A 25,825-nucleotide genomic window follows, 5' to 3' on the forward strand; every position below is an offset into this window, starting at 1 on the left:
CGGAACGTCGTGATCGGCCTCACCACTCGGCGAGGCCGACCACTGTGTCAGACCGGCAGATAGGGGCTGGGCTTGCCGTGCCAGCTGATGCTCAGTGCGTCACGGGCCCGGGTGGTGGCCACGAACAGGAGGGATCGGGCCTTACGCTGCTCGCGCGCGTAGCGGACCGGGTCCTCGGTACGGTAGCGAGCGATGGCGTGAGTACGGGGGATGATGCCGTCACTGGCGGCCACGATGGCGAGGCGCTGGTACTCAAGGCCCTTGAAGCGGTGCATGGTGCCGACATGGATCTCGCCATCGCCGCTGGGGCCGTCCTTGGTGAGCTCGGCACACGTGATGCCGGCTTTGGTGGTCAGGTAGTACATGGTCTGGTTGACCAGGTCGCGGTCAGCGACGCACACGGCGATGTGGCCGCTCGGATCCCTGGGTGAGCCGTTCTCGTCCGTGGAGAGCTCCTCGCGCCACGCGGTCAGGGTGGCGGCGAGGCCGCCGAGTTCGTCGTCCCACGTGCCGTGGGGCGTGAAGGCGGGGGTTGGACCGTGGAGGACGGAACGGTATCCGGCCAGGTTGTCGGTGCCGTCGTCCAGGTCGTCGTAGCTCACCTTCCTGCCAGGAGTGACAGGTTCGACCACGCGTAGGGCCTTGGCGAGGATCTCTTTGGTGGTGCGGTAACTGAGGGTCAGGCGAGAGGACCGGCCGCGGATGTGGATTCCCAGGGCGCCGAGGGCGACTTGGTGGTCGTAGATGCGTTGGTGGGTGTCGCCTGCGATGAACATGTCGTTGGACAGTTCCGGGTCAGCCATGGCCCGGAGCATCTTCCAGTGCGCGGGGCTGAGGTCCTGGGCTTCGTCGACGACGATATGCCGGTAGCGGTAGTTGATGTAGCGCATGCCGGAGCTGTTGTCGCGGTGGATGAGGTCCTTGCCGTCGACCTCCTCCTTGTACGCCTGTCGGGCCTTGATCTTCGCAGCACGTTCCATCTCGAAGCGGGCCGCGCGCTCGGATGCCTGGCCCCAGGTCTCCACACCGAGCTTGTCGAGGCGGGCGGTGAACTGCTCGACGAGCTTCCAGATGTGATTGCGCTCCGGCCGGGTCAGCGAACGGCCACGGCCGGCCCGGCGGGCTTGGAAGTAGGCGGAACGGGTGGGGACGGACTGGCCGAGGATGACCTGCTCCCACTCTTCCAGGAGGAACTCAGGCTCCCAGCTGCGGTCGTCGAGTTCAGCGAGGAGCTGGCGCATCTCGTTCAGTGCCACGTGGTCGTAGACACGCTGACGGCCCCGGCCGGGGGCGGTGTTCTCGCCAAGGACCCTGGCAGCGAGCTGGTCGATGTGGGTGATTTCGACGCGGGCGAGGAGCTCGGGCTCGATGAGTGAGGCCAGGCGCAGGCGCAGGTCAGTGGTGAGGTTCTTGGTGAACGTGGTCAGCAGGATCGCCTTGTTGCTGCCGGGGGGCAGCTGTTCTGCAAGGTGCTTGACCCGGTGCAGGGCGACGATGGTCTTGCCGGTGCCGGGACCGCCCGAGACGCGGGCGGGGCCCGTGTAGAGGCGGTGGACGATGCGTTCCTGGGTGGGGTGGAGGAACACCTTCCAGGCCCGGAAGTCGCCCTGATCGATGGCGGCTTGAACGTCGTCGTCGACGGCGGTGACCTTGGTGCGGCTCAGCGCCGTGGCGAAGTCGCCGAGGTCGGGCGCCTGCCCGAGCTCGACGGGCTGGGTGATCTCCTTCCGGACGTCGTCCATGGACATGCCGGCGGCGAGACCATAGAGGACGTCCTTGGACAACAGGGGCGCGCCCTCGACGAGTTGGTCCAGCTCGTCGCTGTCGGTGACAGCCAGGGCCAGTTCCACCAGCTGGTCAGCCACACCGAGCTCTCGCAGCTGATCGGCGCTGTACGCGGCCAACAACGCCGCCTGCGCCGGGAGGGGGTCCTTCGGCGTCGACTCCGCTCCGATGCGGGGCACGACCTGGTCCGGTTCGGCCGGGGTGAGGGTGATGCCGACACGGCGAAGGGCACTGTCACCGACGACGGCGAGGTCGACGAACTCGATCTCACCAGTGACGCGGTTGACCGCGACCTGGAGCTCCTCGTAGACGTCCTTGCGGTGCCGGACGGCGATAACCAACCAGCTCTCGGTCCCGTCGGCATCGACCCCGGCCGGCGTCAGCAGAGCCCGGTAGGAGTCGTTGACCCGTGCCGACCAGATACGGGAATCGCCCTTGAGCTTATTCAGCTTGAGGCCAGGCTGGTCCGGCTTGTTCCGAAAGACGTGGCAGAAGTCGTAGAACTGGGCCTTGACCGAGCGGTCGAGCTTGTACAGCTCTTGTTCGGCCTTGCGGTACAGGCTGAGCCGGGCGGTCATCGGATGGTGCCTTCCGTGTCAGGGAGCTGGTCGAGCAGGACGTCGAGGTGGTCGAGCCAGGCGGCAGCGGTCCGCACTGTCCAGCCGTCCTGGGCGTAGGCTGCGTCGCGCCGCTGGGCCTCGATGTCCTTGTCGCCGTGGTGGGCGGCGACGACGACGATCTTGACGTTGCGGGTCTGCCAGGCGAAGTCGGCCGGCCAGCGGCTCGGACCGAGTTCGTATCCGAAGACCGGCGCCCGCTTGCCGTGTTCGGCGAGGGTCTCCGCAAGGTGGAGTAGGGCGGGTGCCTCCGCCGCGTCCTCGCGCAGGATCTCCAGGATGTCCTCATCCCAGGCCGCGTCTCGGATGATCTCCCTGAGGGCGGCTTCCATCGGCGTGTCCGTACTCGGCTCCGAAGAGACGGCCAGCCGGACCGGCTCAGGTACAGACGCGGGTGCGGGTGCGAGCGCCGCCGTGAGCGAGTCGAGCTCACCCAGGCCACCGCACACAGCGAGAACCTCGACCTCGAACTCCTCTGCGTTGCTGGCCGCGAGCTGGACCCCATCACCGCCAGCAAGGGACAGGAACTGGGTGATGTTGGTCCAGTACAGCCAGGACCGCCACCGCAGCTTGTGCTCGTCGGTTTCCAGCACATCGTCGCTGTCGTCGAGGACGGTCAGCGCGGTCCACCGCAGGTCGTCGGGGTCAGCTGCGTCCAGGGCGAAAACGATGGGCAGACCGTGCTCGTCCTGGGTGCGGAAGACGTGGACGGGGCCGATACCGCCGGCATCGGCCGTGATCGGCTCGTCCTTCCGCCGGCCCGCTCCGAGGGAGGCGAGCTGCTCGCGCAGCGCGGTCACGAGCTCGCTGCGCCGTCCGGTCGCGGCCACGGCGGTCGTCGCGGGAACGGCAGTGAGACCGGTGACCAGGGCGCGGGCCCGGCGGGCCCAGCGGCCGGTGTCCGGATCCCGCAGGTAGGCGATGAGGGTGTCGATCGGGTTGGCGAGGACGGTCTCGCCGAAGAGCGCACGGTTGCCGCCGTACTGCTCGTACGCGGCCCTGGCCTGCTCCTGGGCGGTGCCGCGATACGGCGGCCAGACGGGCTTGGTACGCCCCGGACGCCCCTCGAACAGCTCGACGTCGGCCCAGGTGATCTGGAAGACGACCTGTCCGTCGGCGCGCAGCCGGGTGCGCTGGGCGGCGTTCTTGGCGATGAGGTTGTGCTCCCCGCTGGCGTGGAAGCGGAAGCCCTCCGTGTAGACGTGCACGCTCTGCGCGGGACCGTTGACCCGGCTGAAGGTGAAGTCCGTACGGGTCCCGCCGAGTCGCCGCTGAGCGGTCAGCCTCCAGTGCACCACCTCCGAGCCGTCGGTGAAACGAAGGTGCCCGCTGGCATGGCCGTCCTCGTCCAGGGCGGCGTCGTCGGCGGTCTTGACCCAGCCCCGCAGAGCGGTCAGGAAGCGCGCTTCCAGGTCCGATTCGACCTGGGCGTCCAGCCCGATCAGCCCGGTGTGCTCCACATCGCTGACGTCCCAGCCGTCCGCGCCGTCCTCCGTGAACAGCAGCGACTCCAGCATGCCGAGCGCGGCCTGCCGGGAGACCACGTCCTGGAACTGCTCGGGGGTGTAGCGGTGCAAGCAGCGGTGACAGGCCCGCCGCTGCTCCTCAGCGCACGGACATGCCTTCAGTTGCTCGTACGCCCGGACGAGGGTGTCGCGGAAGGCGTGGCGGTCGGTGAGCCGGTCCAGGTAGCCGGTGCCCCCGGGGAGGGAGTCGAACAGCACCAGGAACCAGCGACGCTCGCCGCTGCCGGCGTCCGGCATGGAGGCCACCGTGGTGTCCAGGTGCTGCGGGTCGCCGCCGAAGTGCAGGTCGACGCCGAGCCGCAGGGCGGCTCGGAAGGAGTGCACCCGAGCATCCACGTCCGCGGCCGCGGCTGGGATGAGGATCCGCAGTGCCTCGGTCTGCAACTGGTGGGCGAGCAGCACCTGCTCCTGCGTCACGCCCTCCTTCTTGCCACGGCGCAGCGGGCACCACGGGCGGTGGTGCTTGAGCTGCGGGGCGCGGGCCGCCGCCGATTCCAAGGCGTCGTTGTCGTGGTCGAAGACCGGACGACCGTCCGCGCTCGCGGCACCGCAGGCGGTGCACACGTGGAACGGGTTCAGCCGGACCAGATGGCCGGCGAAGTCGTCACGGGCGGGAGCGTCGTAGCGGACCGGACCGACGTTGATCCGGCGGATCACGGCCGTGCGGCAGAAGTCGACGCCGAAGGTCTCGCGGTCGTGCCGCCAGGACTTCCCCCGTTCGATGCTCTCGACGGGGATGTCCACCGCGTCCACGACGGTGTACGAGCGGCGGTCGCGGTCGTCCTTGTCGTCACGGATCCTGGCGTCCTCGCGCTTGTCCCGGGACGTCACCGTGGCTGGTTCGACGACCCGGAACAGGCAGGAGCCGTCGTCGGCGATCTGGGCCGTCCTGCACCGAGGGCACGGCGATCGGTCGTCGGTGGCGCCCTCGGTGCGCACGTATCCGCAGCCCGGGCACACCCGCCAGGTGCGCCACTCCTGGCGCCCGCCCGTGGCCAGCTCCAGGCCGGTGATCTCGTGCCGGTAGCCGTTGACGTAGAAGGTGTTGCCGGGAGCCAGCTCCTGGATCGCGAAGCGGCGGGGCCTCTCGTAGGAGAGGGTCTCGGAGGTGAACACCACCTTGCCGGTCTTCGGGTCGATGCCGTCCTCGCCGTACAAGGTCGCCGACAACGTCGTCGACGAGTCGATCAGCGCGTAGTTCGGAAGCAGCCCCAGGTCGCACAGGGCGCTCTGCGCCGAGGTGTCGCCCAGGTGGAGCAGCTGCCGGCCCACCCCGCGCCGCTCGGCGTCCAACTCCGCCTTCTGGCGGGCCTGGTCGGGATCGCTGTCGTGCAGCTCGCCGTGGGCTTCGTCGATCTCCCGCAGTCGCGCCCTCAGGGCGTCCTCGGCGCGGCGCCACTCGTGTTCGGCCTTCTCCACGGCGCTGCGCAGGCCATGCGTCGCGTACGCCCTCAGATCGGCTTGGGCCTGCACGCTGACACCGGTCGGGAAGAGCCGTAGGAACCCCTCGGCCAGTTCCTCGCCCTGGTCGAGGGCCAGCTCCACCAGGTCGGCCAAATAACCGGACGGGCCGAACAGGCGTGGCGCCTTGTGCGGCAGCGCGCGCAGCACGATGCCGTCCGCCCGTACGAGTCGGCCGGCCGCAGCGAGGTCCAGCAGGTGCGCCAGGTATTGGCGGCGCAGGATCTCCACGGCCGAGAGGTAACACCCGGGCGGCACGATCGTGCCCGCGATCAGGTCCTTCGGCCGCTCCAGGAAGTACAGGTCACGACGACGCCGGTCGGGGATGGTCAGCAGGAAGGCGTTGCCGGTACGGCGGCCGGCGCGGCCGACCTGCTGAGCGTACGAGGCGGGACGGCGCGGCAGCGCGGCCAGCACGACGGCGGACAGGTCGCCGATGTCGATACCCATCTCAAGCGTGGGCGTGCAGGACAGCACGTTGGGGTCCTTGAACCCGCCGCCGCGCTTGAACGCCTCCTCGACCTGTTCGCGCTGGTGGCGCGTCAGCATGCCCGTGTGCTCGGCGGTGACCACCTGGTAGGTTCCCGCGCCGAGGTACAACCGTCGGTAGTAGTCCTGCCGGTAGTCGCGGTCGCGGTGGTGTATCCCCAGCCCCTCGGGCCGGTCGCCGGCCACCAGACGGCCCCTGCGGCAGCGGTAGGAAGGACAGGGCTGGTCGTGCCACTGGTCCAGGAGCGAGTAGTGGACGGTCTGCTCCCAGAAGCACACCGGGCACCGAACGTACGAGACCCGCACCTGGTCGTCGTCCAGCAGCCGGGCCTCGATGTTGCCGGGCTTGAGCCCGTACACCCGCACCGAGGTGTCGTTCGGGGTGCGCACCGACAGCAGTTTCATCGAGGCGAGTTCGGGCAGCAGCCGGCTCCACAGGTCGGGCGCCAGCTCACGCGGCAGCTCCAGGCACCGCCCCACCCATCGCTCGTACCAGGACAGGCGGCCGGTCGCGAAGTCGAACTCGCTGCCGTTCTTCGCCTGTCCGAGCAGGAAGACGGGGCGGCGATGCCCTTCGGGAACGCCCGCATACCCGGAGCTCGCTTGCCCCAGACGAAGTACCGGCTGGTGCCCGCCTCGTCGATGTACTTGTCCAGCCACTGGTGCGCGACCGCACCACGGGTACGCAGTCGCTCCAGGAAGATCCGCACGAACGCCAGGTACCGGGCATCGTCCTGCGCCACCAGCGGCAGCCCGTCCCGCACGCACTCCTCGTGCAGTCGCTTGACCAGCGCGATCACGGCCGCTGGGTCGTCGATGCGCACCTGCGCGGCGGCGGTGCGGGTCAGCTCCAGCGTGCGGCCGTTCCGGGAGCGGAAGCCGAACTCCATCAGCGCTTCGAACGCCAGCCGCTGACCGATCAGCCGCCACGTCTTCAGGTCCCCGCCTCGGCCCTGGCCGGACAGGAGCCGGTCAACGCCCTTGAAGCCGTGCAGGTCCGGCGGCACCACCGCGGAGAGGGTGTCCTTGTCCGTCGTGGCGGTGACGACGTTGGCGATCAGGTCGTTCAGTGCGGTCGGCTCGTCGTGTCGCAAGTGCTTGGCGAGGAGGGCGCGGAGCGAGAAGGTGTACGAGCGGTTGGCGACGAACCCGGCCCGGTGCGCGGCGTCCTGCACCGAGTCGTTGAACATCAACGTCTTGTCCTCGTTGATGTTCTCGTCGAGCTCCTTACCGGTGAACAGCTGCGTGATGGACGCTGCGGCCATCGCGGCAGCGCCGGTACCGAGGTAGCGGATCGCGTTGCGCTCACCGCACGCCGGACACCAGTCCTCCTTGGCCGCGGTGTTCGCCGTCTCCCCGAAGTTCACCAGGACGAAGGCCGAGTCACGAGCCGTCAACCGGGGCGCCTTGGTCTCCCGGTCGTAGTCGTTGAGCGGATCGGGCAACCTCAGCCGCTTACGGTCGCCGCCGCCCTGCAGCACCATCAGTACCCCGCCGGCGCCCTGCGACGCGGCCGAGCCCCCCTTGCCGCTGGCCGCCGTGAGCGGTGCGGCGCCCGACCCCTCCCGGGCCTCCCGGTCCGTTGCGGCGATCAGGTTCCGCACCCGCGCCTTGTCCTGGCCCAGCGACGCGCGCCGAATCTTGTACGTGTCGAACTGGACCTCGTGGTCATCGCTCTCCGGCGAAAACACCGCCCAGCCCGACCGCCCGCAGTCACGGCAGTAGATCGCCGGCAGGAACAGGTTCGCGCTCTGCCCCGAGGTCGCGGTCGTCACCGGCGCCGTACGCCCGGTTTCGGCCGCACTCGCGTCGGCCATTCCGGCCGCGTCCCAGCGGAACTCCGCCTTCGGCCACGGCAGCACCCCGCGAAGCAGCCGCGACACCGAACGCGCCCACTGATGCACCTCGACATGCACGAAGGGCCTAGGCTCGGAAGGGGATGACTCAGGGTCACGGGCGTACGAGAGCAGCGCGACGAACCGCGCCAGCGCCTCGGCCGCCTTCTCGGGCTGCCGCGCCACAGCCTCGGACCAACCGGCCGCGCCGGCCCGCCACATCACGTCCAGCACCTCGGCGCTGGTCTTCACCGCGCCGCCGAGGGCCTGCATCACCGCACGGGTGAACAGATGCCGCCTGAGGCTCTCGCCGAGCACGAACGGATCGAGATCACGGACATCCGTCACCTTCTCGATCAGATCCAGAAGCGCCTCGTCGCCGGTCGCCGGATCGGGCAGCGCCAGCAGCTCGTCGGGGGTCGGCATGGGCTGCATGGTCACCTTGCCGAGTGGGATGAACTCCTCGACGGTGAGCCGGTTCTCCCCCACGATGGAGTCCTCGGTGAACTCCGTGCCGAAGACGTCGGAGGCCACCTCCAGCAGCTGCGCAGTGCCGTCCTCGTCCGTCCCGGAAGCGAGCGTCGCCGAGGTCGCTACCGGGCAGATCTTCCCCAGCGGGCGGCCATCCTCGGTCGCCCCCACAGCGGCGGCGAGCCGACGCAGCAGGATCCCGACGTCCGTGCCCTGCGCACCGTCGTACGTGTGGAACTCGTCCACGACGACGTAACGGATGTCCGAGTCCCGCCACAGGGCGGCGTCCTCCGAGCGCTGGAGGAGGAGGTCCAGCATCTTGTAGTTCGTTATCAGGATGTCCGGCGGAGACAACTGCATGTCCGACCGCCGGGTCTGCACCGTCTCGTACTGCGTGGACGCACGCTCACCGATGTACAGGCCCGCCGACAGGTTCCCCAACTCGGCGTTCTGCGTGAGCAAGTCGTTGATGCGCTGCGCCTGGTCGGTGGCCAGGGCGTTCATCGGGTACAGGAAGACCGCCTTGACACCGGTCTTGCCCGAAGCGCGTTCCCGGCGGCAGTGGTCCAGCACCGGATAGAGAAACGACTCCGTCTTACCGGACCCGGTACCGGTGGTAACCAGGGTCGGCTGTGGTGTGTGGCCGTGCGCGGAGGTCAACCGCGCGAACGCAACCGCCTGATGCGCGTACGGCCTGAAGCCTTCGCGCTGCCACTCCAGGTGCTTGCGCCACTCGTCACCGGCCACAGTGAACGGGGTCCGGATCCGCAGGTACGGGCCGCGAAACATCCCGGACGTCTCGTCCCCGAGGAACCGGTGCAGCGCCTCGCGGGCCCCCTCGTCGGTGAGCGCGTACGTGGTCGACAGGTACTGCAGCAGGCTCTCCTTGAGCCCCCGCGCTTGAAGCGTCGGCCTCATGACTTCGGCACCTCCTGCTTCACCGGATCCCACTCACCACGGGCGACGGCCTCATCGAGTCGCTTCTGGAAATAAGCATGCGCCGCACGCATCTCCGCCTCGCGATCAGCCTTATAGAACGGGGCGGTGTACCCCTCTGGAACGGGTGCGTTGGCAGGGTCGGCCTGATACGCCTCGAACTGAGCCCAGCTGTCCTTCGCCTGCCGCTGACCGATCGTGCGAGCGTTCCCCGCGATCTTCCAGCCAGCGGCATCAAACCAGGTCACGGCCTCATACTTCTGCAAGACGGGGAAGCGGCCCCGGTACGCGGCGATGAGGGCGTCGGCGTCCATACCGAGCCATACGGCGACCAGCGCGTCGATCTCGACCAGCGCGGAACGGCGTGCCCGCTCGCTGCGGAGTGGCGTGTCGGGACGCCAGTCCGGGGTTACCTCGTGGAGCGGCTGGAGACCGGGCCAGGCACAAGCCCACGGCTCGCGGGTTTGCCAAGCGGAGTCGAATAGCTTTGCCCAAATGTCTGCGTAGGCCCGTGTCACACAGTTAAGCCGAAGCGACCTCATCAGAAGAGAAGAGGCGAGGGGATGCTTCGATGCGGGGGCAGGCATTGCCTCGGCTCCCTTCCGCTGGAGGTCGTCGCGACCGGTGATGCGAAGGAAGTAGTCCAACGGCAAGGAAGCCCAGAAGCCAGCTACCAGAACGGTGTCGCGAACCGCTGGCATGGCCAAGCTGTGGACAGCATGAATGTGAGCAGTTCCAGGCGGAATCATTGCCGCGTACAGAGCACGCTCCGTATCGGACGCTACACGCCGCCGCCATGCCATGCGAGGGAATACGGCATACCGCCTCTGCGAATATTCGCGCAACAGCGGCTCAACCTTATCCTCGTCGATCAACTCTGGAGGCACACCTTCGAGCTCAGACAGGTGCTGATTAACACGCGCGGAAAATCTCGCATTTGAACGCAACCGCGAGAGTGCCTCATGGTCGGTCCATCGCTCCTGATCCCTGAGGTACTGGCCCGCCCGCCCCGCCGCGCGAGCATACTCAGTTGATGGCACGAAATTATCAGGGAGGCTTACAAGGTCTACGCCATATGGGTCATTGGTGTTCGCATCATGGCGCTTGAATGCAGCAGTGGCAACACCCAGCTGGATCCCCTTTAGGATAACCTCACGCCACCGGTCAGGCTGATATTCAATATCATCCGCACCGCGCGGAAGATTGTACTCGATAAGACCGTCATCCTTGGCGCCGCTCTCTTCAAGACCTCGCGCAATGCGAGGCCCCAATGCGCCCAAGCGGAGAGGAAACCCAGCCAAGGCTGCAATGGCAGAAGTCTCTGCTGTGCTTACAGGGAAAAGCAGGCGCGCCTGCTCGACAGGCAGACTCTCCTCATTCAAGATTCGCTGCCAGACCTTAAGCACTTGGCGATCAACATGGACTACACGGTCAAGGTGTGGGCGTTCATCGTATGCGCCGCCACGGTAGCGAATGCCTGGGCCATCCCCTGAACCATCATGCTGAGAGGAGTCACGGAGAGCATCAGTTGAAACTAGCCATGAGAGATGGTCAAAGCCGATATCTCTCACCTTTCCATAAATGTGCACCCCAAAGTGACTCGATTCTCCCACGGGTTTCTGGAAGAATCGGTGGCCAGGATTAAAGAAGTCGCCGTGCATACGAAGTCGCCGATACGCCGCTTCTCGAAGTGCAGCCTCATTGTCGCCAGTGAAATGGGTATCACGATGAATAAGCCCCGTCGTGCCGCTCGGATTAGCTACACCCCACGCATGACACATGAAGCACCGATAAAGATCCGGCTGCGTACCGGCAATCAAGGGGTATGTTGTTTCATGGGAGTAAAAGGCCGAGTATCCACTTACCGCCGTTCGCTCGTTGAAAAAATGAGCTCGCGCCTTGGCGTCTTGCAGGAGTGTGGTGCGACGACGCGCCTTCTCCGTTGAGGCTGCCTTTTCAGTTAGCTCGAACCACGGTTCGTACTCGGCAAGCACTGCCGACTCGTTCCATCGGGGGCGGACCCATGGCGGGTTGCCAACTTGGAGGTCGAAGCCACCCCCGCGAGCGAAGACGAGGGCGAACTCCAGCTCCCAGTGCAGGAATCCCTGGCCCTCCGCAATATCGCGGACCTCCCGGAGCCACGGAAAGCGGTCCTCAGGGTTGCCGGCATCCATGCCCATGAAGCCGGGCAGTGTCTCCTCGAATGCCTTGAGCTTGTCGAGGTCGTTGAAGGCGTAGATGAGCGTGCCCTCGGGCACGTCATCCGTGCCGAGCATGGCCTCCAGGAACTCCAGCCAGTCGTCGAGGTCCTTGAGCGGGACGATCGGTCGACGCTCCGGAGCCTTCGGCTTCGGAGCTGTTGCCTGCACCCTGCCTCGCGACGTGATCTCCTTGATCTCCACGACGGCGTCGTCCGCGCTCAGTTCGAGGTCCGCGAAGCTCGTCTGCTCCGGGCCGAATGCGAACAGAGCCGGCGCCTCAACGAATCGCGGCATGGGCGTGGGCGTCGGGGCAGCCGACGGTTCCGGTGCGGAGGAGGAAACGGGCGCCTCCGCTGCCAGCGGCCCGTCGTCGAGCAGCCGGCTGAGGCTGTCAACTCCTGCCACCCGACTACCCGCCAGATACTCCCCGGCCGTCCCGTTGAGCAGCCCTACCTTGTCAACAGGCCAGAACCACAACGCACACCAGGCGTCCATGATCTTCTTCAGACGCCAGTAAGGGGTGTCTGCGGCATTGAACAGGTCGTCGAGGACCTGCTCCTTGGTCACCGCCTGCTCCGGGTGGCGAAGGAAGGCGTACTCGGGATCGGCGGGATCGGCGCCCCAGACGTCTATCCGACGCGCGATCGCCCGCTCGGAGAGTTCCATCCGCTTCACCACGAGCGACCACAGGAACTCGGCCCGCCGGGCGGCGTCCCGGAGACGGGTGAACTGGGACACCGGCTCCTTCTTCGCCCTGCCGGCTTTGCTCCGCTTCGGAGCCCGGAGGATCCCCTTCTTCCACGCCGCGAGCTGCTCGACGCCCTCCTTCGCGAGTTCCTTCGCCTCCTTCGATCCCGCGACCGCCGCCCACCCCGGGCTCGGCAGCAGGAACTGGTGGACCGCATCCTGAGGCAGCGCCTGCGCCTCGCCCTCCTTGAGGAAGGGCAGGGGGGTGGGGGCCAACGCCCCCTTGGCCTTGAGCCATTCCTTGCCGACCACATCATCAGCCGCGTAAACAGCCCGGCGCGCACCGATGAGGCTGTTGCCTCGCCGCAGGTGGAGGCCGAACCAGGGAGCCCGCATGCCGGGATGCATGGTGTTGAGCCAGAGTGACACCTCGGCCAGTTCGACGCCCGTGGCGTTGAGGTCCACGCCGTACGCGTTGTGCAGGGCGATGTAAGCCTTGGCCTTCTGCTTCTCGGTGAGGGTGTCGGCAGTCGGGATGGTGATGCCCAACTCGTCCTGCCTGCGACGCAGGTACTCCTCAGCGACCTGGTTGATCGCCTCGTTGAGGAAGGCCCCGGACCCCAGCGCGGGCTCGCAGATCTTGTACGTGAGCAGCTCGGCCGCACGCGTCTTGACCACACCGCCGTCGGCATCGCGCTCCTGGTCGAGGCGGTGCTTGAGGGTGAGCTCGACCGTGACCTGGGTGAGCGACTCGGGGGTGTAGTAGGAAGCGGTGGTCTCGCGGTCACGGCCCGCGAGGCGGTAGACGAACGACCCCTCCTCGTACTTCTTGACTCCGCGCAGGCCCTTCCGGGCGTCGTCCTCGTCGTAGTGGACCAAAGACGCGTCGGGGTACTGGTCCTGCTTGTGCGAGGGGATGAGCCAGGAGCCCTTCTCCGGATCGCCGCCCTTGGCGACCTCGCAGAGCTCCTCCTCGGCAATGATGCCGGTGTACGACATCAGGCCCTCGTACACGGCCCCGAGTTGGTTGATGCCGAGGTTGCGGTAGGAGATGAAGCCGCCCCGCTCCCCGCGCTTGCCCTTCTTCATCGTGAGCAGCCGCAGCACTTCGTGCAGGGCGACATTGCGCAGGCGCAGGTCGAGCCACCTCGGATCCTCGTCCTCGTCGCTGCGGGGGTCGAGGACGCCCCGGCCGATGAGGCGTACCGCGCCGGGTTCGAAGAGTTCGCTGCGCAGGGGTTCGAAGCGCAGGCCGCGGTCCTCGGTGCGGCGTGCGGCCTTGGCCTTACGGGTCTCCTCGTCATCGCCAGGCTGATCGTCGCCAGCCTCGGTGCCGTAAGCGCGGTGGCCGAAGTTGACCTTGTTGAACAGAACGTCCAGGGATTCGTGCAGGTGGAAGCCGTTGCGAGCCTCCTCCTCGACGAGTTCCTCGTCGCGTTCGACGAGCTCCCGCAGGCGGGCCATGGAGTACCCGGCCTCGTAGCTACCGTCGTCGGCGGGGAGGATGCCCAGTTCGGGTCGAGCCTCGGCGTAGAGAAGGAACAGGATGCGGTAGAGGTAGCGCAGGGACTCGCGGGTGAGTTCCCGGGCGAAGGGGATCTTGGGGCTTTCGATGTCGGCCGGGGTGACGTCGTTCCGCAGCTCGGCCATCCGCGCCAGGACCTCGTTGGCGATGATCTCCACGGAACGCTGGAGGCCGTGGCGCAGCTCGCCGGAGACGCCTGCGGCGTTGGCGCCGGACGACTTGAGCAGGGCGTCGATGGCCCGGCTCTGGTCGTTCTCGCCGGGCCGGAGCATGTCCAGGCTGAACAGGGCGGCGATGGTGGCGAGTTCGCCCTGCTGGGCGCGGTCGTTGCGTTCCAGGGCCGCGTCGAGGTTGACGGCCAGGTAGCGGCCTTCGTTCCAGGAGCTGCGGTCCGCAAGGACGAGCACGCCGCCGCAAAGCAACAGGATGAACCGGGGGTGGGGACCGCCAGCCTCGCCGAGCTCGCTCTGGAACAGCCACGACGCGAGGGCGGGGCCGGTTTCGTAGGTCTCGCTCGCACTGACTCGCAGCAGGTGCAGCAGACGGCCGGGGCCGGTGGCGTCGAGGGCGGCGTCGTTGTCGGCGGCCCAGCCGCAGTCCAGGGCGATGATCCCGTGGCCGTGGTAGGCGACGGTCAGGCTGTGGTCGCGTCCGGCGCGGTGGACGGTGATCTCGGACGGGCCGGTCCCGAACCCGAGGGCGTCCAGGACCGTTCGGTGCCACTCGGAGAGACGGTTGCGCCACTCGGGGTTGTTGTGGGTGTGCGGCCGGACCTCGTCTCCGGCGTCGTGCTCCGCTGCCTCGGCGAAGTAGCCGCGTACGTCCTCGGAGAGGTATTCGCCGCGCAGGGAGCGGAGCAGCTCCCGCGGGGTCTTTCGCGGGTCGTTCTCATCGCCTTCGCGAAGGGCCCAGGTGGCGAACAGGCCCTTCTTCAGGTCGGTACCGAGCTGTTCGGCGAAGTAGTGCGCGGCGAGGTATTCGCCGCGGTTGCTGAAGGAGTCGAAGTCGGTGCTCATCGGTTGGTGCCTCCCTCAGCGGCGTTGAGCGGTTCCAGGACGGCGAGCAGGCGCAGCATCGGCTTGCCCGTGGTCTGCAGGGACTTGAGCAGGCTCAGCCGCGTGCTGGCGCTGCGGTTCACTCCGCGCTTGCCCGTTCCGTCAGAGGAGAACAGCGCTTCCTGTTGCCAGTGCACGACGCGCTTGCGGTACGGGGTCAGGATCATCTCGACTTCCGCCTCGTGCCGCTCCCTCAGGTCCATGAGGTGCCGTTCGGCCCTATCGATGACGGAGGGCACGAGCACCGTCAGGCCGTCGAGGTCGCGTGGTACCGCGCGGCCGGGCATCGCCGGACCCACGCCGTAGTCCTCCAGGACCTCCAGGGTCACCGGGGTCACGTGTAGGGCGTCCGGCTCGCCGTGGACGGCCATCCACTCGACGATGGTGGGCCGCCCCAGAGCGTTGGAGCAGATGCCCTGGACCAGGAAAGTCGGCGAGTTGACGGCAGCGGCGAGCACGGGGGCCTGGTGACGGCCGACCTCGACGAGCACCTTGTCGGTCAGCCAGTCCAGCACCGGGTGAACGTCGGTGACGTAGGAGACGTTCGGCCACTGCGACTTGGACGACTCCCGAGCCGCCTTGAGCCGCCTGTCCGCGAGGTCCTTGGAGAAGGTGATCCGCATCCGGCCCGGCTCGCCCTTCCGGGGCATGATCCGCTGCTCGTCGAGGTACGACTTCGGCAATGCCTTCAGCCGGTAGAGCAGGTCGCGCGGGGGTTCGAAGGCGATGGTGCCATCGTCGTCGCGGCGCAGCGAGAGCTGGTCCTCGGGGTTGGGCCGGCAGACCTGGCGCAGTGCTTCGTCGAAGTAGTCGGCGGTCGAGGCGAAGAGCTGTGGCACGTTGGCCCGCCGTACTTCGGGGTGCTCCGGGACGGCACCGACCTGGCCGAGCAGTCCGGACAGGAACGCGGCTCCACCCAGTTGGGACTGCTTGATGGACTCCTCGACCGTCCGGCCGGCGATGAGGTCCTGGGTGAGGCGGCTCTCCTCCTCCTTCGCCCGGTACAGGCCGGTGACAGCCTCGACCGAGCCCTCGATCTTGTGCGCCTCTTCCTCGCGCGCCAGAAGCTTCTCGCCCACGAGGCGGTCGTCAAGGGTGCGCGGTTCCCCAGCGGTCTCGTCCGTCCGCCAGGGAACGTCGCTGGTGAGGATCAGAGCGCGGAACTCGGGCCGGTACTTCTGCCCATAGCGGTCGATGCGACCGTTCCGCTGCTCGATACGGATCAGGGACCAGGGCAGGTCGAAGTGGATCAGCCGGTGGCACTCCTGGTGGAGGTTGACGCCCTCGGAGGCGACGTCGCCCGTGAACAGGATCCGGACCGGGTCGTCGCGCAGCCCGAACTTCTCGACGAGCGCCTGCTGTTCCTCGTCGCTGGTGGCGTCCCCGTGCATGACCTGCACCGCGCCGCCGAAGGCCAGCCAGGGCTTGTTGTCGTCGGGGCTGGCACCGCGCGGAAAGCCGAGCGCGGCCGGGACGGCCTGCGCGAGCCACTTCAGCGTGGGGATGCGCTCGGAGAACACGACCACACGGGTCTCCGAGCCTGGGCCGACGCCCATCGCGCGCAGCTCCTCCAGGAGGGCCGCCAGCTTCGCCGAGTCCTCGTCCTGGATCTGTTCGGCCAAGCCTCGGAGGTCAAGGAGAGCCGCTCGCTCGATCGTCCTGACCTCCTCCCGGACCGCTGGGTCGACCGGACGTGCCGCTCGCTGTCCGGGACGTGGCTCTGCGGCCGGCTGCTTGTCCAACGTCGTCAGCCGCGTCTTGACGGTTTCCAGGAGCGCCTTGTGCGAAGACAGGAAGGACTTCAGCAACTGGTAGGGCACCAGCTGGTGCCGGCTGACCGACGGTTGGTCCGGATCGACTGGGATCCAGCGCGCGGCGAGCTCCTGGAAGACAGCAAGCTCCTTCTCCCCCGCCGGCACGCGGATCGGCAGAGACGGTCCACGGTCCGCCCAGGCACCCTTCAAGGAGTCACGGACCTCCGGCGTGGTCTTGGTACGCCGGATGTAGAGATGCTCCAGGTCCTTCACTTCGTACTTCGACGGGTTGGCGATCGCCGCCTCGTCCAGCATTTTGATCAACTCGGCAAACGACTCTGCACGGCCGTTGTGGGGAGTGGCCGACGCCAGCACCAGCGCGTCGGCCTTCCTTGCCAGCAGGCGGGCGAGGTCGTTGTTCTTGGTGCCCCGGTTGACCAGGTTGTGGGACTCGTCGATGACGACGGCGTCCCAGTCGGTGTGCTCCAGATGGTGCGCGTAGACGTCGCTCTTGAGCGTGTCCACGGAGATGATCGCGCGCTTGAAGTACGCGAACGGGTTCCGCCCGGCCGGGATGTCCTGCTGGATGCGTTGGATGCCGGTGGAATCCAGGCGGACCAGCGGGATCGCGAACCGGGTCCACAGCTCCCGCTGAAACTGCTCAAGCACGTGCTGGGGGGTGACGACCAGGATCCGCTCGCCGCGCCCGCGCCGGATCAGCTCGGCCAGCAGCACCCCGATCTCCAGGGTCTTGCCCAGGCCCACCACGTCAGCGATCAGGATCCGCGGCTGGGGGTTCTTCTCCAACGACATCGCCAGCTCGGCGGGCCGCAGCTGGTGTACCTGCTGGTCCATGAGGAACCCGTCTGCCAGCGCCAGCCCGTGCTCGGTCTGCGGCAGGAAGGTCTTACGCATCACCGCTTCGAGGAAGAGGCGGCCCCGCCGATGGTTGGGCGAGTCGTCCGGGACGAGCCGGGTCTCCCTCGGGTCCAGCACCTGGATGGCGTCGAGTCGGCTGTAGAAGACCGCATCCGTGCCCCGCACGAAGGACGAGATGCCGGTGACCTCCACCATCCAGCCGTCCTTGCCGACATCCTCGGACTTTCGCACCAGCCACAGCTCGTCGCGGATCAGGACCTGGGACCCAGGGGCGTAGCCGGCGGACCCGGTGGTCGGCCGCGGGGCCGGAGCCTCCTCCGGCTTCCAGGCGTCCCACATCGCATCGCCCTGTCCGCCCACGGCTTCCGCCTCGACGCTCAACGTCCGCTCCGATCCCTCACCAGCGGCCTGCGGCGGCCACTCATACCTGCGTGTTTTCCAACGGACCGACTGCACGTCCGAGCCTGTAGTTGCGACCAAGGCTCTCACCCGGTGGTGTCGGCTAAGGAATCACAGAACCGGATCGGCGGCATACAAATCACGCAGCTCATCCGCGACCCTCTTCGACGCCGGGGGCCGTCCCCTCGCCGGATTGGTCTTTGGCTGCTCATTCCGCCGCCCGGAACCGGCAGACGGCCCGGGAACGAGAACCTGCGGCTCTTCCGGTTCCTCCAGCGGCTCCGCTTCTTCGCTCTGGGACTGTGATGCCCGCGCGGGGTCGTCCAGCGGGCTCGCCGGCTGGCCGTCGTCGACAAGATCGGCATGCTCCTGGAGCAAGTTCTCTGGCGACGCCGCCGGTGGCTCGTTGGGGGCCACCGCGGCCTGGCCCGCCCTCGTGTGGGCGATCAGTGCGAGCCGGGCGGCTGCCGGGGTCGCCCCGCGGTCGGTAAGGATCTGCGCGCACGCATCGGAGACCGCTTGCAGAGTCGGCCGCTCCTCCGGCGCGTGAGCAAGCATCGACTCCATCAGGGGAACCAGCGGCGCGGGCACACCGGAGAGGTCGGGAGCGATCTCGGGGTTGGTGACCTGCGCGGCGATCGCCTCCCACCGTGATCCGTCGTACGGATAGTGGTGAGCCGCCGCGTACAGCAGAACCGTGCCCAGCGCATACACATCCGCCGCCGGCGACACCTGCGGATGGCCGCCGGCCTGCTCCGGTGGCATGCACCGCACTGTGCCGATGATCATGCCGCTGTGCGACAGCGTCTCCTGCGAGGCGTCCATGAACGCGCCCAGCCCGAAGTCGATGATCATCGGTCCGTCGTCGCCCATGACGACGTTCTGCGGCTTGACGTCCCGATGGAGCAGCCCGGCTGCATGCACCGCCGACAAGCCCTCCGCGAGCAACGCCCCGAGGCTCGCCACCAGTGGCAGCGCAAGCGCACCATCGGTGTCGACGCAGGCCAGCAACGTACGGCCGGCCACGTACTCCATGGCCAACCACGGCCGGTCGGCGTACGGGTCGGCGTCCAGAAAGCGGGCCACGCGGTTCGTACCGATCACGGTGCGGGCGATCAGCGCCTCCTTCTCGAAGCGTGCACGCGTCAGCGGATCGAGTTTGTCGCTGCGGATCACCTTCACGGCGACCGGATCACCCGCCGGTGTGTAGGCGAGATAAACCTCGCCCATCCCACCCGAGCCGAGCTCCCGCGCCACCGTGTACCGGCCGATCCGCGTGGGCACCCCGCTCATCCGTACCGACTCACCTTTCCGCGGCGGCCCCACCCAATCGGCGCCTTCGTCCTCGACCACTCTAATCGGCCGAGCGATCAGCCTGACGACTTTCACTCTGATCGAGATGTTGAGCAGCTTCGCGCTGACCGACTGTGCCCTCGACTTCGACCGGATACTCCCCCGTCTCGATGCCGGTCAGCGGGCTTGGCTGGTGGGCGCACTCGAGTTGATGCTGCCCGGCCGTGACTGCTTGGGCAGGCTCAGGGGTACGGCCCAAGGTGAGGATCGGCACGTCGTAGAGGTTCGGGTTGCGGGGGCGGGTCATGGTGGGCCCGGTGACCTCCATGATGAGTAGCTCGCTGAGGAACTGGACGCGGGCGTTGAGGAGGTGGCTGGTGCGTCCGTCGGCGTCTTCGCCCTTGAGGCCAGCGGCGAGGTGGATGTGCGGGAGGATCAGGCCGGTGACGGGGGCATGTGCGAGGGTGCCGCCGCCGAGGGCTTCGACGAATTCGACGCGGGTGCGTTCCCAGAGCGGCTACTTGGGATGGGTGAGGCCGTTGCAGGTGCCGACGATCTCGGCTTCGGAGAACGCGCCGATGAACATGGGGATGCAGCCCTGCCGAACGTCATTGTCCTTGCAAAAGGCCGTGAGGGCGTCGAAGAAGTCCTCACCGTGTTCGAAGGTGACGCCGAACGTCCAGTTCACTGGCGCGCGTGAGCAGGTCCTCACTGGGTCAGGGGCTGTTGCGGATAGCGGATCACAGGGCCACGGTTTTGAAAGCTGCGGCGATCTCATCGCTCTTGCGCCTTGGGCGAGGAGCATGTACAGGAGGAGCCGGGCCTTGTAGGCGTCGAAGTGGCCGCCTCGGATCAGTCCGCGGCCGAGCAGGTCCTTCTCCGAGCCGGAGAAGCTGTACGTGGCTTCCAGGACCGGTCCGTTGCCGATGCGGCTGGTGAGGACCACGGGGATCCGGGATGCGATCGTCTCCAGGGTTGCCACGAAGTTCCGGGGGACGTGGCCGACGCCGAACGCGGCGACGACGAGTCCGTCGCAGGCCTCGGCCATGGCGGCGAGCAGGGTGCCGTCGTCGCCAAGCGTCGCGGTATACAGGCCGACGCGTGGTGTCGGCTGAGGTGAACGCGGCGGGGCTGGCGCTGTGGGACTTGCAGACGGTGCGGGCCTCGTGGCCGAGGACGACCACCGCGCCGGCGCCGTTCAGCGCGGGATCGGCGGCAGCGATGACTGCGGCGTGGATGTTCGCCGGGCCGTCCGCGCCGGGCTGGGTGGGATTGCGCATGACCCCGGTGACGACAATCGGCTGATCACCTGCGTGCAGGAGGTCGAGGAGGTAGGCGGTCCCCTCGATCATGTCGGTGCCCTGGGTGACCACAGCTCCGTCGCGGCCGGCCTCGAAGGCGTCGGCGATGGCGTCCGACAGTGCGGTGAGGCCGTCGAAGCCGAGCGAGGCGCTGGGCGGCCGCCGGAAGTCGTGGACCTGCACGTCTACGTCCAGGCTCTGAAGAGTGGGGACAGCGTCGAGGAGTTCCTGGGCGGAAAGGGCCAGTACGACTCCGCCGGTGGCCGGATCGGCGGTCATGGCGATGGTCCCATCGAAAGAGAAGATCGCAACTATCCTCGTGTGCAACGCCGTTGTCTCCCTGTCGTCGGGCGTTTCGCGAAGCGGTGCGGCCGGCTGGCCTTCGGTTCAGGTGGTGCGGTGCGAGGCGACGAAGCGACATGCGGCGCCCAGGCCCTCCAGGCCCAGAAGCCGGCTGCGGGGGCAGGCGAGGGCGCGCGTTCCCATCAGGGCGATGGCCAGGAAGAGCAGGACCCGCTCGTGAGCGCGGGACCGGGTGACCGCCTCCGGCGGAATGCAGAAGGCGCGGCCGGTCCCGGTCGTCGCCTGCGGCGTGCCTGGGGCGGTTCGGCGGGGTAACCGAGCTTGTACGTGAACAGGAGCCAGGTGGCCGCTTCCTCGTCGGTCCGCTCGCGGGTCCAGAAGATCGGCGCGTCTCCGAAGGTGGCGCGGTTGGCGAGGATGTAGCCGGCACTGGCTTGGGAGCCGATGAACATGAGGGAGCCGGGGCCACGCGGTTCAGCGACTTGTCGGTTGTTTACCGGGCAAACCCGGCATGCTGCCTGATGGCTACTCTGAACACTGTTGACGGCACAGTCAGTGATTGTGAAGAGTGGGGTGCGAACGGAGGCGGCAGGGGGTGCCGCTGCAGACCGTTAGGTGGGGGTTGTGTCGGTTCATGCTGCCTTGAGAACCCGTGCGTGGCCTTGCCGGCCTGACTTGTATGTGCGCTTCCAGAGGCATGCCAGTGCTTCCTCCCATCCTGGATGCCTGTCTGCATGAACCGACGCGGTGCCAGAAGGTCCGTGGCTGGGGCGACCCGTTGCCACCCGAGGTCGGCTATCGGGAATTAAGTCGTACCCAGTGCAATGGCGATGCGTGTCAGGGCGCGCAGTCGCTGTTGCGCAGGGCGCTGCCCTCATCAAGGTGTTCGGTGCGTGGCATATGACTCGCTGAACCAATATGCCTGCTCTCGCACGGAGTTGGGTTAACCGAGGCTCGCGGTCCATTTTTTCGAGTGAATCATGAAGTGGTGCGCGATCGACTGCTATCGCGCGCCTTTCGAGAGGGTGGGTACCTATCATGCCAAAGCGCTTGACCAGTAGTGCTGCTGTTTTGCTGCTCGCCGGAGTAATGTTATCCATTGGCCTCCCGGAGACGCAGGCTGACGAGCCGTCCAGGGTTCATGCAGTTGATTACCAGGGCAACCAGATCCAGGTGCCCGACAGCTATGGACCGACGCCTCGCCAGACGAACACGATGCCGGCCGGGGCTGTGGCGCAGACGGCTTCCTCGACTGGTCGTCCGGCCAGTCCGCTGTCCGGCACCGGGACGACGGCTCGCGCGTCCGTGGCCGCCCCGAATGCTGCCGCGGTCCCGACAACCGATGCGGGTGGCAAGGGATTCGACAGCTGTTCCGCGCCGTCGGCTGCAACTATGACAGCGTGGGCCGGTGGCGCCTCGCCGTACCAGTCGGTCGGCATCTACATCGGCGGCCCGTCGATGGGGTGCGCCCAACCCAACCTGACACCGGCCTGGGTCTCGGGCCGGGCAGCTGAGGGCTGGTCGTTCCTGCCGATGTACGCGGGCCAACAAGCCCAGCTCGGCTCCTCGCTGATTTCCGCAGATCTGCCGACAGCCACCAACCAGGGCAGTGCTGACGCGGCCGACGCGGTGAGCAAAGCCACCGCTCTCGGCTTCACGCCGGGCGCCATGCTCTACAACGACATGGAGACCTACAACTCGGCGGCCTACCGTGCTCGGGTCCTGGCCTATCTGTCCGGCTGGACGACGGCTCTACACAATGCCGGGTACCGCTCCGGTGTCTACGCCGATGCCGGCAGTGGCGTCGCGGACCTCGCCTCGCAGTACAACGTCAGTACCTATCCGCGCCCCGATGCCGTCTGGTCTGCCTCTCCAAGCTCCTCACAGGACACCTCCGATTCGGCCATGGGGCTAGCGGGGCCCACCTACTGGCCTGCCGACCGCCGCGTCCACCAGTACGCCAGCGAGGTCAGCGAGACCTGGGGCGGTGTTCAGCAGACCATCAACTCCGAGGCACTCAACGTCGGTTCGACGGCAACTGGTGCAACGATGGCGCCAGGCCAGCGCTTGGAGAGCGGCCAGAGCATCAGCAGCTCCGCTATGACGCTCACCATGCAGGCCGACGGCAATCTGGTCGCCTACGCGAAGGTCGGCGGATCCGGCCAGGGGCCAGCGATGTGGAGCACTGTCACCGGAGGAAACCCGGGCGCCTACACGCTGATGCAGTGGGACGGCAACCTCGTCGTCTACAACGCGAACGGCTCGCCGCTCTGGTCCAGCAAGACGTACGGCAACCCGAATGCCTCCCTCGCGGTCCAGGCCGACGGCAACATCGTGGTGTACCGCCCGGGCGGCGGCCCGAGCACCGGCGGATCACTCTGGGCAGCCGGCACGTTCCAGGCCCCACAGACTCTGAACGGTGGCTTTGCTCTCGCCCCCGGGCGTTGGATGTCGGGAAAGCTCACCGAGCTGATGATGCAGGCGGACGGCAACTTCGTCCTGTACCGCAAGCGTGATGGCGCGGTGCTCTGGTCCTCCGGTACGGCCAACAACTTCGGTGCGTACGTGACCATGCAGACCGACGGAAACCTGGTGGTCTACCGCCCGGGCGGCGGCCCGAGCACCGGCGGGTCGCTCTGGGCGTCCAACACCTTCGGCAACGCCGGCGCATACGCGATCATGCAGGACGACGGGAACCTGGTGGTCTACCGCCAGGGCGGCAGCTCCAGCGCCGGCGGGTCGCTGTGGGCCAGCAACACCTGGCAGCAAGCCAGCGGCTGAACGTGGCTGGGTTCGCCCCGGCCAAGCGGGCGGGGCGAACCCGAGGCGCCTACAACGAAGCCAGCACCGCCCAACTCCCGCCCAGGGACTGATTTGTCGCGGCTCTCAGTGAGCCGCTGGCATAAGCCCGCTGGCACTCCCACCCTGACCGGCAGTGTCCGGCCGCCTGCCGACTCGCAGGTCACCGGTCTGACGAGTCCAGTCGGTGCATCCCGAATGCCTTCATAGAAATTGAGGTATCTCGCATGAACAATTGGCGCTCCATAGGGCTTGCCAAGAAGACGGGTACCGTCGGCTTAGCAGTCCTCACTTTTGCCGGGATCGTCGCGCTGCCGGCGGCGGCAGACACCAGCCGCGCAGGGCACGGTGCTGGGCCAGCGCGAGGCAGCAGCCTGGCTGCGAGCTCTCCAATCCACAACGGAACACCGGAGATCAGCCTCGCACTCGTCCACACAGGCTTTGCAGCCGGCAGCATGGCCTTCGAAGTCCACCTCACCGAGACCAACCACACCGGTGCGGCATATCAGCACTTCACGCCCACTATCGGCGTTCTCGGCAACGGCATGAACCCCCGCAACGTCCACATCCAAACGTGGGCGAACGGGAACCTCGTCTCGCAGCCGGTCCGAGCAGCCTCCGACTCGACCGCCTGGCTCGACTCCGCCACCCTGGACGGGTCACTGGCCGACGGCCAGTCGACCACCTCCGACCTCTACGTGATGATGCCCACCAGCATCGCCGCGGCCACCAACGCCTTCACCATCTCCAGCCAGGCAGAAGGCGACGGCATCAACGCTCCCGGCAGCACGCTGACCGTGATGACCACCGGTGCCGCCACGACGGCCGCAACGCTGACACCCTCCCCGGCCTCGCCGGGCTTCGGCACCCTGCCTATCGGAACCGCCAAGAACCTGACGGTCCAACTGACCAACAGCGGAACGACGCCCACCACAATCACCGCCGTCACCACCCCGGCCTCACCGTTCACTGCGACACCCCCAGCGGTCGGCACCGTCGTGGCCGCCGGCGCAAGCGTCCAGGTCCCGATCGCCTTCAATCCAGCCGCTGCCGGACTGCAGAGCGGCACGCTCGTAATCGCCACCACCGGGGGCACGGTAAGCGTGCCACTCACCGGAAGTGGCGCGGCAGTCGCCACATCCGGACAGCCAGTTCCCGCGCCCACCGATGCCTCCTGGGTGCGCAACGGCTCCGCCGCACTGAACGGCACTGACCTGGTGCTCACCAAGGCCGGTGGTGGCTCCGGAGCCGGCTCCTCCTTCTACCCGACAGCTGTGCCCTCCTCCGGGCTTCACGCCACCTTCACCACCGAACTCGACGGCGGCAGCGGAGCCGACGGCCTGACCTTCGCCCTGCTCGACCCAGCGAACGCCACGGCCAGCGGACTCGGCAACCCTGGCGGCGGCCTCGGCTTCGCCAGCCTCCAGGGCGTCTCCGTCGACCTGGTCACCGACTTCAACAGCCAGCTGAACTCCAGCAACTTCGTTGCCGTCGCCTCCTCCACCGCCGGCGCAACCGGAAACCTCGCCTACGCCGCGACCAACACCACCGTGCCCTCACTGCGCGCCACCACTCACGCCGTGACGGTGGACTACACGCCCGCCGGGCATCTGGTGGTCCAGCTCGACGGCACCCAAGTGCTCAACTTGGCGATGCAACTGCCGCCGAACGTCCTGGTCGGCTTCACCGCGGCGAACGGTGCCAACGACGACAACCACATTGTCCGCAACGCTGCCATCACCGCCGGCCAGCCACTTACCCTGACCGGCCTTGGCGTGTGGTCAACCGCTGACCCGTCCTCGTCGGTGCCGATGGACTGTGTTCTGTGGCAGTTCTCCGGGCCGAACACCGACACGGTCACGGGCCAGATTCACTACCAGCGGGTCTCGACAACCACCGGAAGCCAACCGGACCCCATCAGCGACTGGTCCATCAACTACACCGCAGCCGGCAACTACTCAGGGAGCTCCGGCGAATACTCCTGGTGCGCCGACACCTCGCAACTCCCGGCCTCAGCTCCTGGGTACCAATGGATTCCGGTCTCCTTCACCGCGGACAACGGCACCGGCAGCACCGTGCATGCCAGCTCTGTGACTCTCACAAGCATGACCATCACCGACCCGAATGGCCAAGCCGACCCGTCGATCTTTACGGTTACCCCGAGCGGAACAGCGAAGGCGCACACATCGACTGTCACCCCGCCAAAGATCTGGCACCTGATCAGCATCCGGCCGACACGGTTTGCGTGAACAACTACTGATCACCACTGGCAGAACCGAGCCCGGCTGCCGCCGTACGCGCCGGAGGGAACCACTCCGGCCGCGGCCTATCCCCTGCCTCGTCCGGACTGTTGGCATGCGACGCCTGAGACGGGGAAGCGGAGCCTTCCAGAACGCGAAGCACCCTTCGGACCTGACTAGGAACTCGCGGGGACAAGCACGAAGTTCGGCAGATCCTCGAAATGTCCGCCAGAAACGTGAGCGAGCACCGTGCCGAACACTCGGGGCGG

The 25,825-nt window shown here is 67.4% G+C and carries 10 protein-coding genes and 1 pseudogene; 2 read left to right on the forward strand and 9 right to left on the reverse strand.

Translation table 11 applies throughout. The features are described 5' to 3' along the window. Positions 1 to 47: 47 nt before the first annotated feature. From AC060L_RS28550 to AC060L_RS28590, 9 genes and pseudogenes are all read right to left on the reverse strand, one after another. On the reverse strand, positions 48 to 2,363 hold the full coding sequence (locus AC060L_RS28550) for a UvrD-helicase domain-containing protein (protein WP_483801832.1): 2,316 nt from the start codon (positions 2,361 to 2,363) through the stop codon (positions 48 to 50). Then, a complete protein-coding gene (locus tag AC060L_RS28555; protein WP_483801833.1) occupies positions 2,360 to 6,358 on the reverse strand; it encodes a DUF1998 domain-containing protein in 3,999 nt (1,332 codons plus the stop codon). The genes AC060L_RS28550 and AC060L_RS28555 overlap by 4 nt, the downstream gene beginning before the upstream one ends. Continuing rightward, a complete protein-coding gene (locus tag AC060L_RS28560; protein WP_483801834.1) occupies positions 6,280 to 9,102 on the reverse strand; it encodes a DEAD/DEAH box helicase in 2,823 nt (940 codons plus the stop codon). The genes AC060L_RS28555 and AC060L_RS28560 overlap by 79 nt, the downstream gene beginning before the upstream one ends. Further along, complete coding sequence (locus tag AC060L_RS28565) at positions 9,099 to 14,549, reverse strand: hypothetical protein (protein ID WP_483801835.1); 5,451 nt, start codon at positions 14,547 to 14,549, stop codon at positions 9,099 to 9,101. The genes AC060L_RS28560 and AC060L_RS28565 overlap by 4 nt, the downstream gene beginning before the upstream one ends. Continuing rightward, entirely contained in the window at positions 14,546 to 17,602 is a 3,057-nt protein-coding gene (locus AC060L_RS28570) for an SNF2-related protein (RefSeq protein ID WP_483801836.1), read from the reverse strand. Before AC060L_RS28570 ends, AC060L_RS28565 begins: the two co-directional genes overlap by 4 nt. A 129-nt stretch (positions 17,603 to 17,731) precedes the next feature. Then, positions 17,732 to 18,913, reverse strand: coding sequence for a serine/threonine-protein kinase (locus AC060L_RS28575; RefSeq protein ID WP_483801837.1), 1,182 nt, complete (start codon positions 18,911 to 18,913; stop codon positions 17,732 to 17,734). A 61-nt stretch (positions 18,914 to 18,974) separates the two neighbouring features. Then, entirely contained in the window at positions 18,975 to 19,241 is a 267-nt protein-coding gene (locus tag AC060L_RS28580) for a hypothetical protein (protein ID WP_483801838.1), read from the reverse strand. Positions 19,242 to 19,430: 189 nt separating this feature from the next. Beyond that, on the reverse strand, positions 19,431 to 19,961 hold the full coding sequence (locus AC060L_RS28585; RefSeq protein WP_483801839.1) for a PCC domain-containing protein: 531 nt from the start codon (positions 19,959 to 19,961) through the stop codon (positions 19,431 to 19,433). A gap of 115 nt (positions 19,962 to 20,076) precedes the next feature. Beyond that, positions 20,077 to 20,493 (reverse strand): annotated as a pseudogene (locus tag AC060L_RS28590) (asparaginase domain-containing protein); the annotation flags it as partial. Positions 20,494 to 21,567: 1,074 nt separating this feature from the next. Here AC060L_RS28590 and AC060L_RS28595 point away from each other — a divergent pair. Further along, the gene (locus tag AC060L_RS28595; protein WP_483801840.1) at positions 21,568 to 23,298 is read left to right on the forward strand and encodes a glycoside hydrolase domain-containing protein; all 1,731 of its coding nucleotides are present in this window, start codon (positions 21,568 to 21,570) and stop codon (positions 23,296 to 23,298) included. Between the two features lie 245 nt (positions 23,299 to 23,543). After that, positions 23,544 to 25,565, forward strand: a complete 2,022-nt coding sequence (locus AC060L_RS28600) for a choice-of-anchor D domain-containing protein (protein WP_483801841.1) — start codon at positions 23,544 to 23,546, stop codon at positions 25,563 to 25,565. The last annotated feature ends 260 nt before the right edge of the window (positions 25,566 to 25,825 follow it).

The sequence above is a fragment of the Kitasatospora sp. NEAU-69 genome (assembly GCF_057158765.1).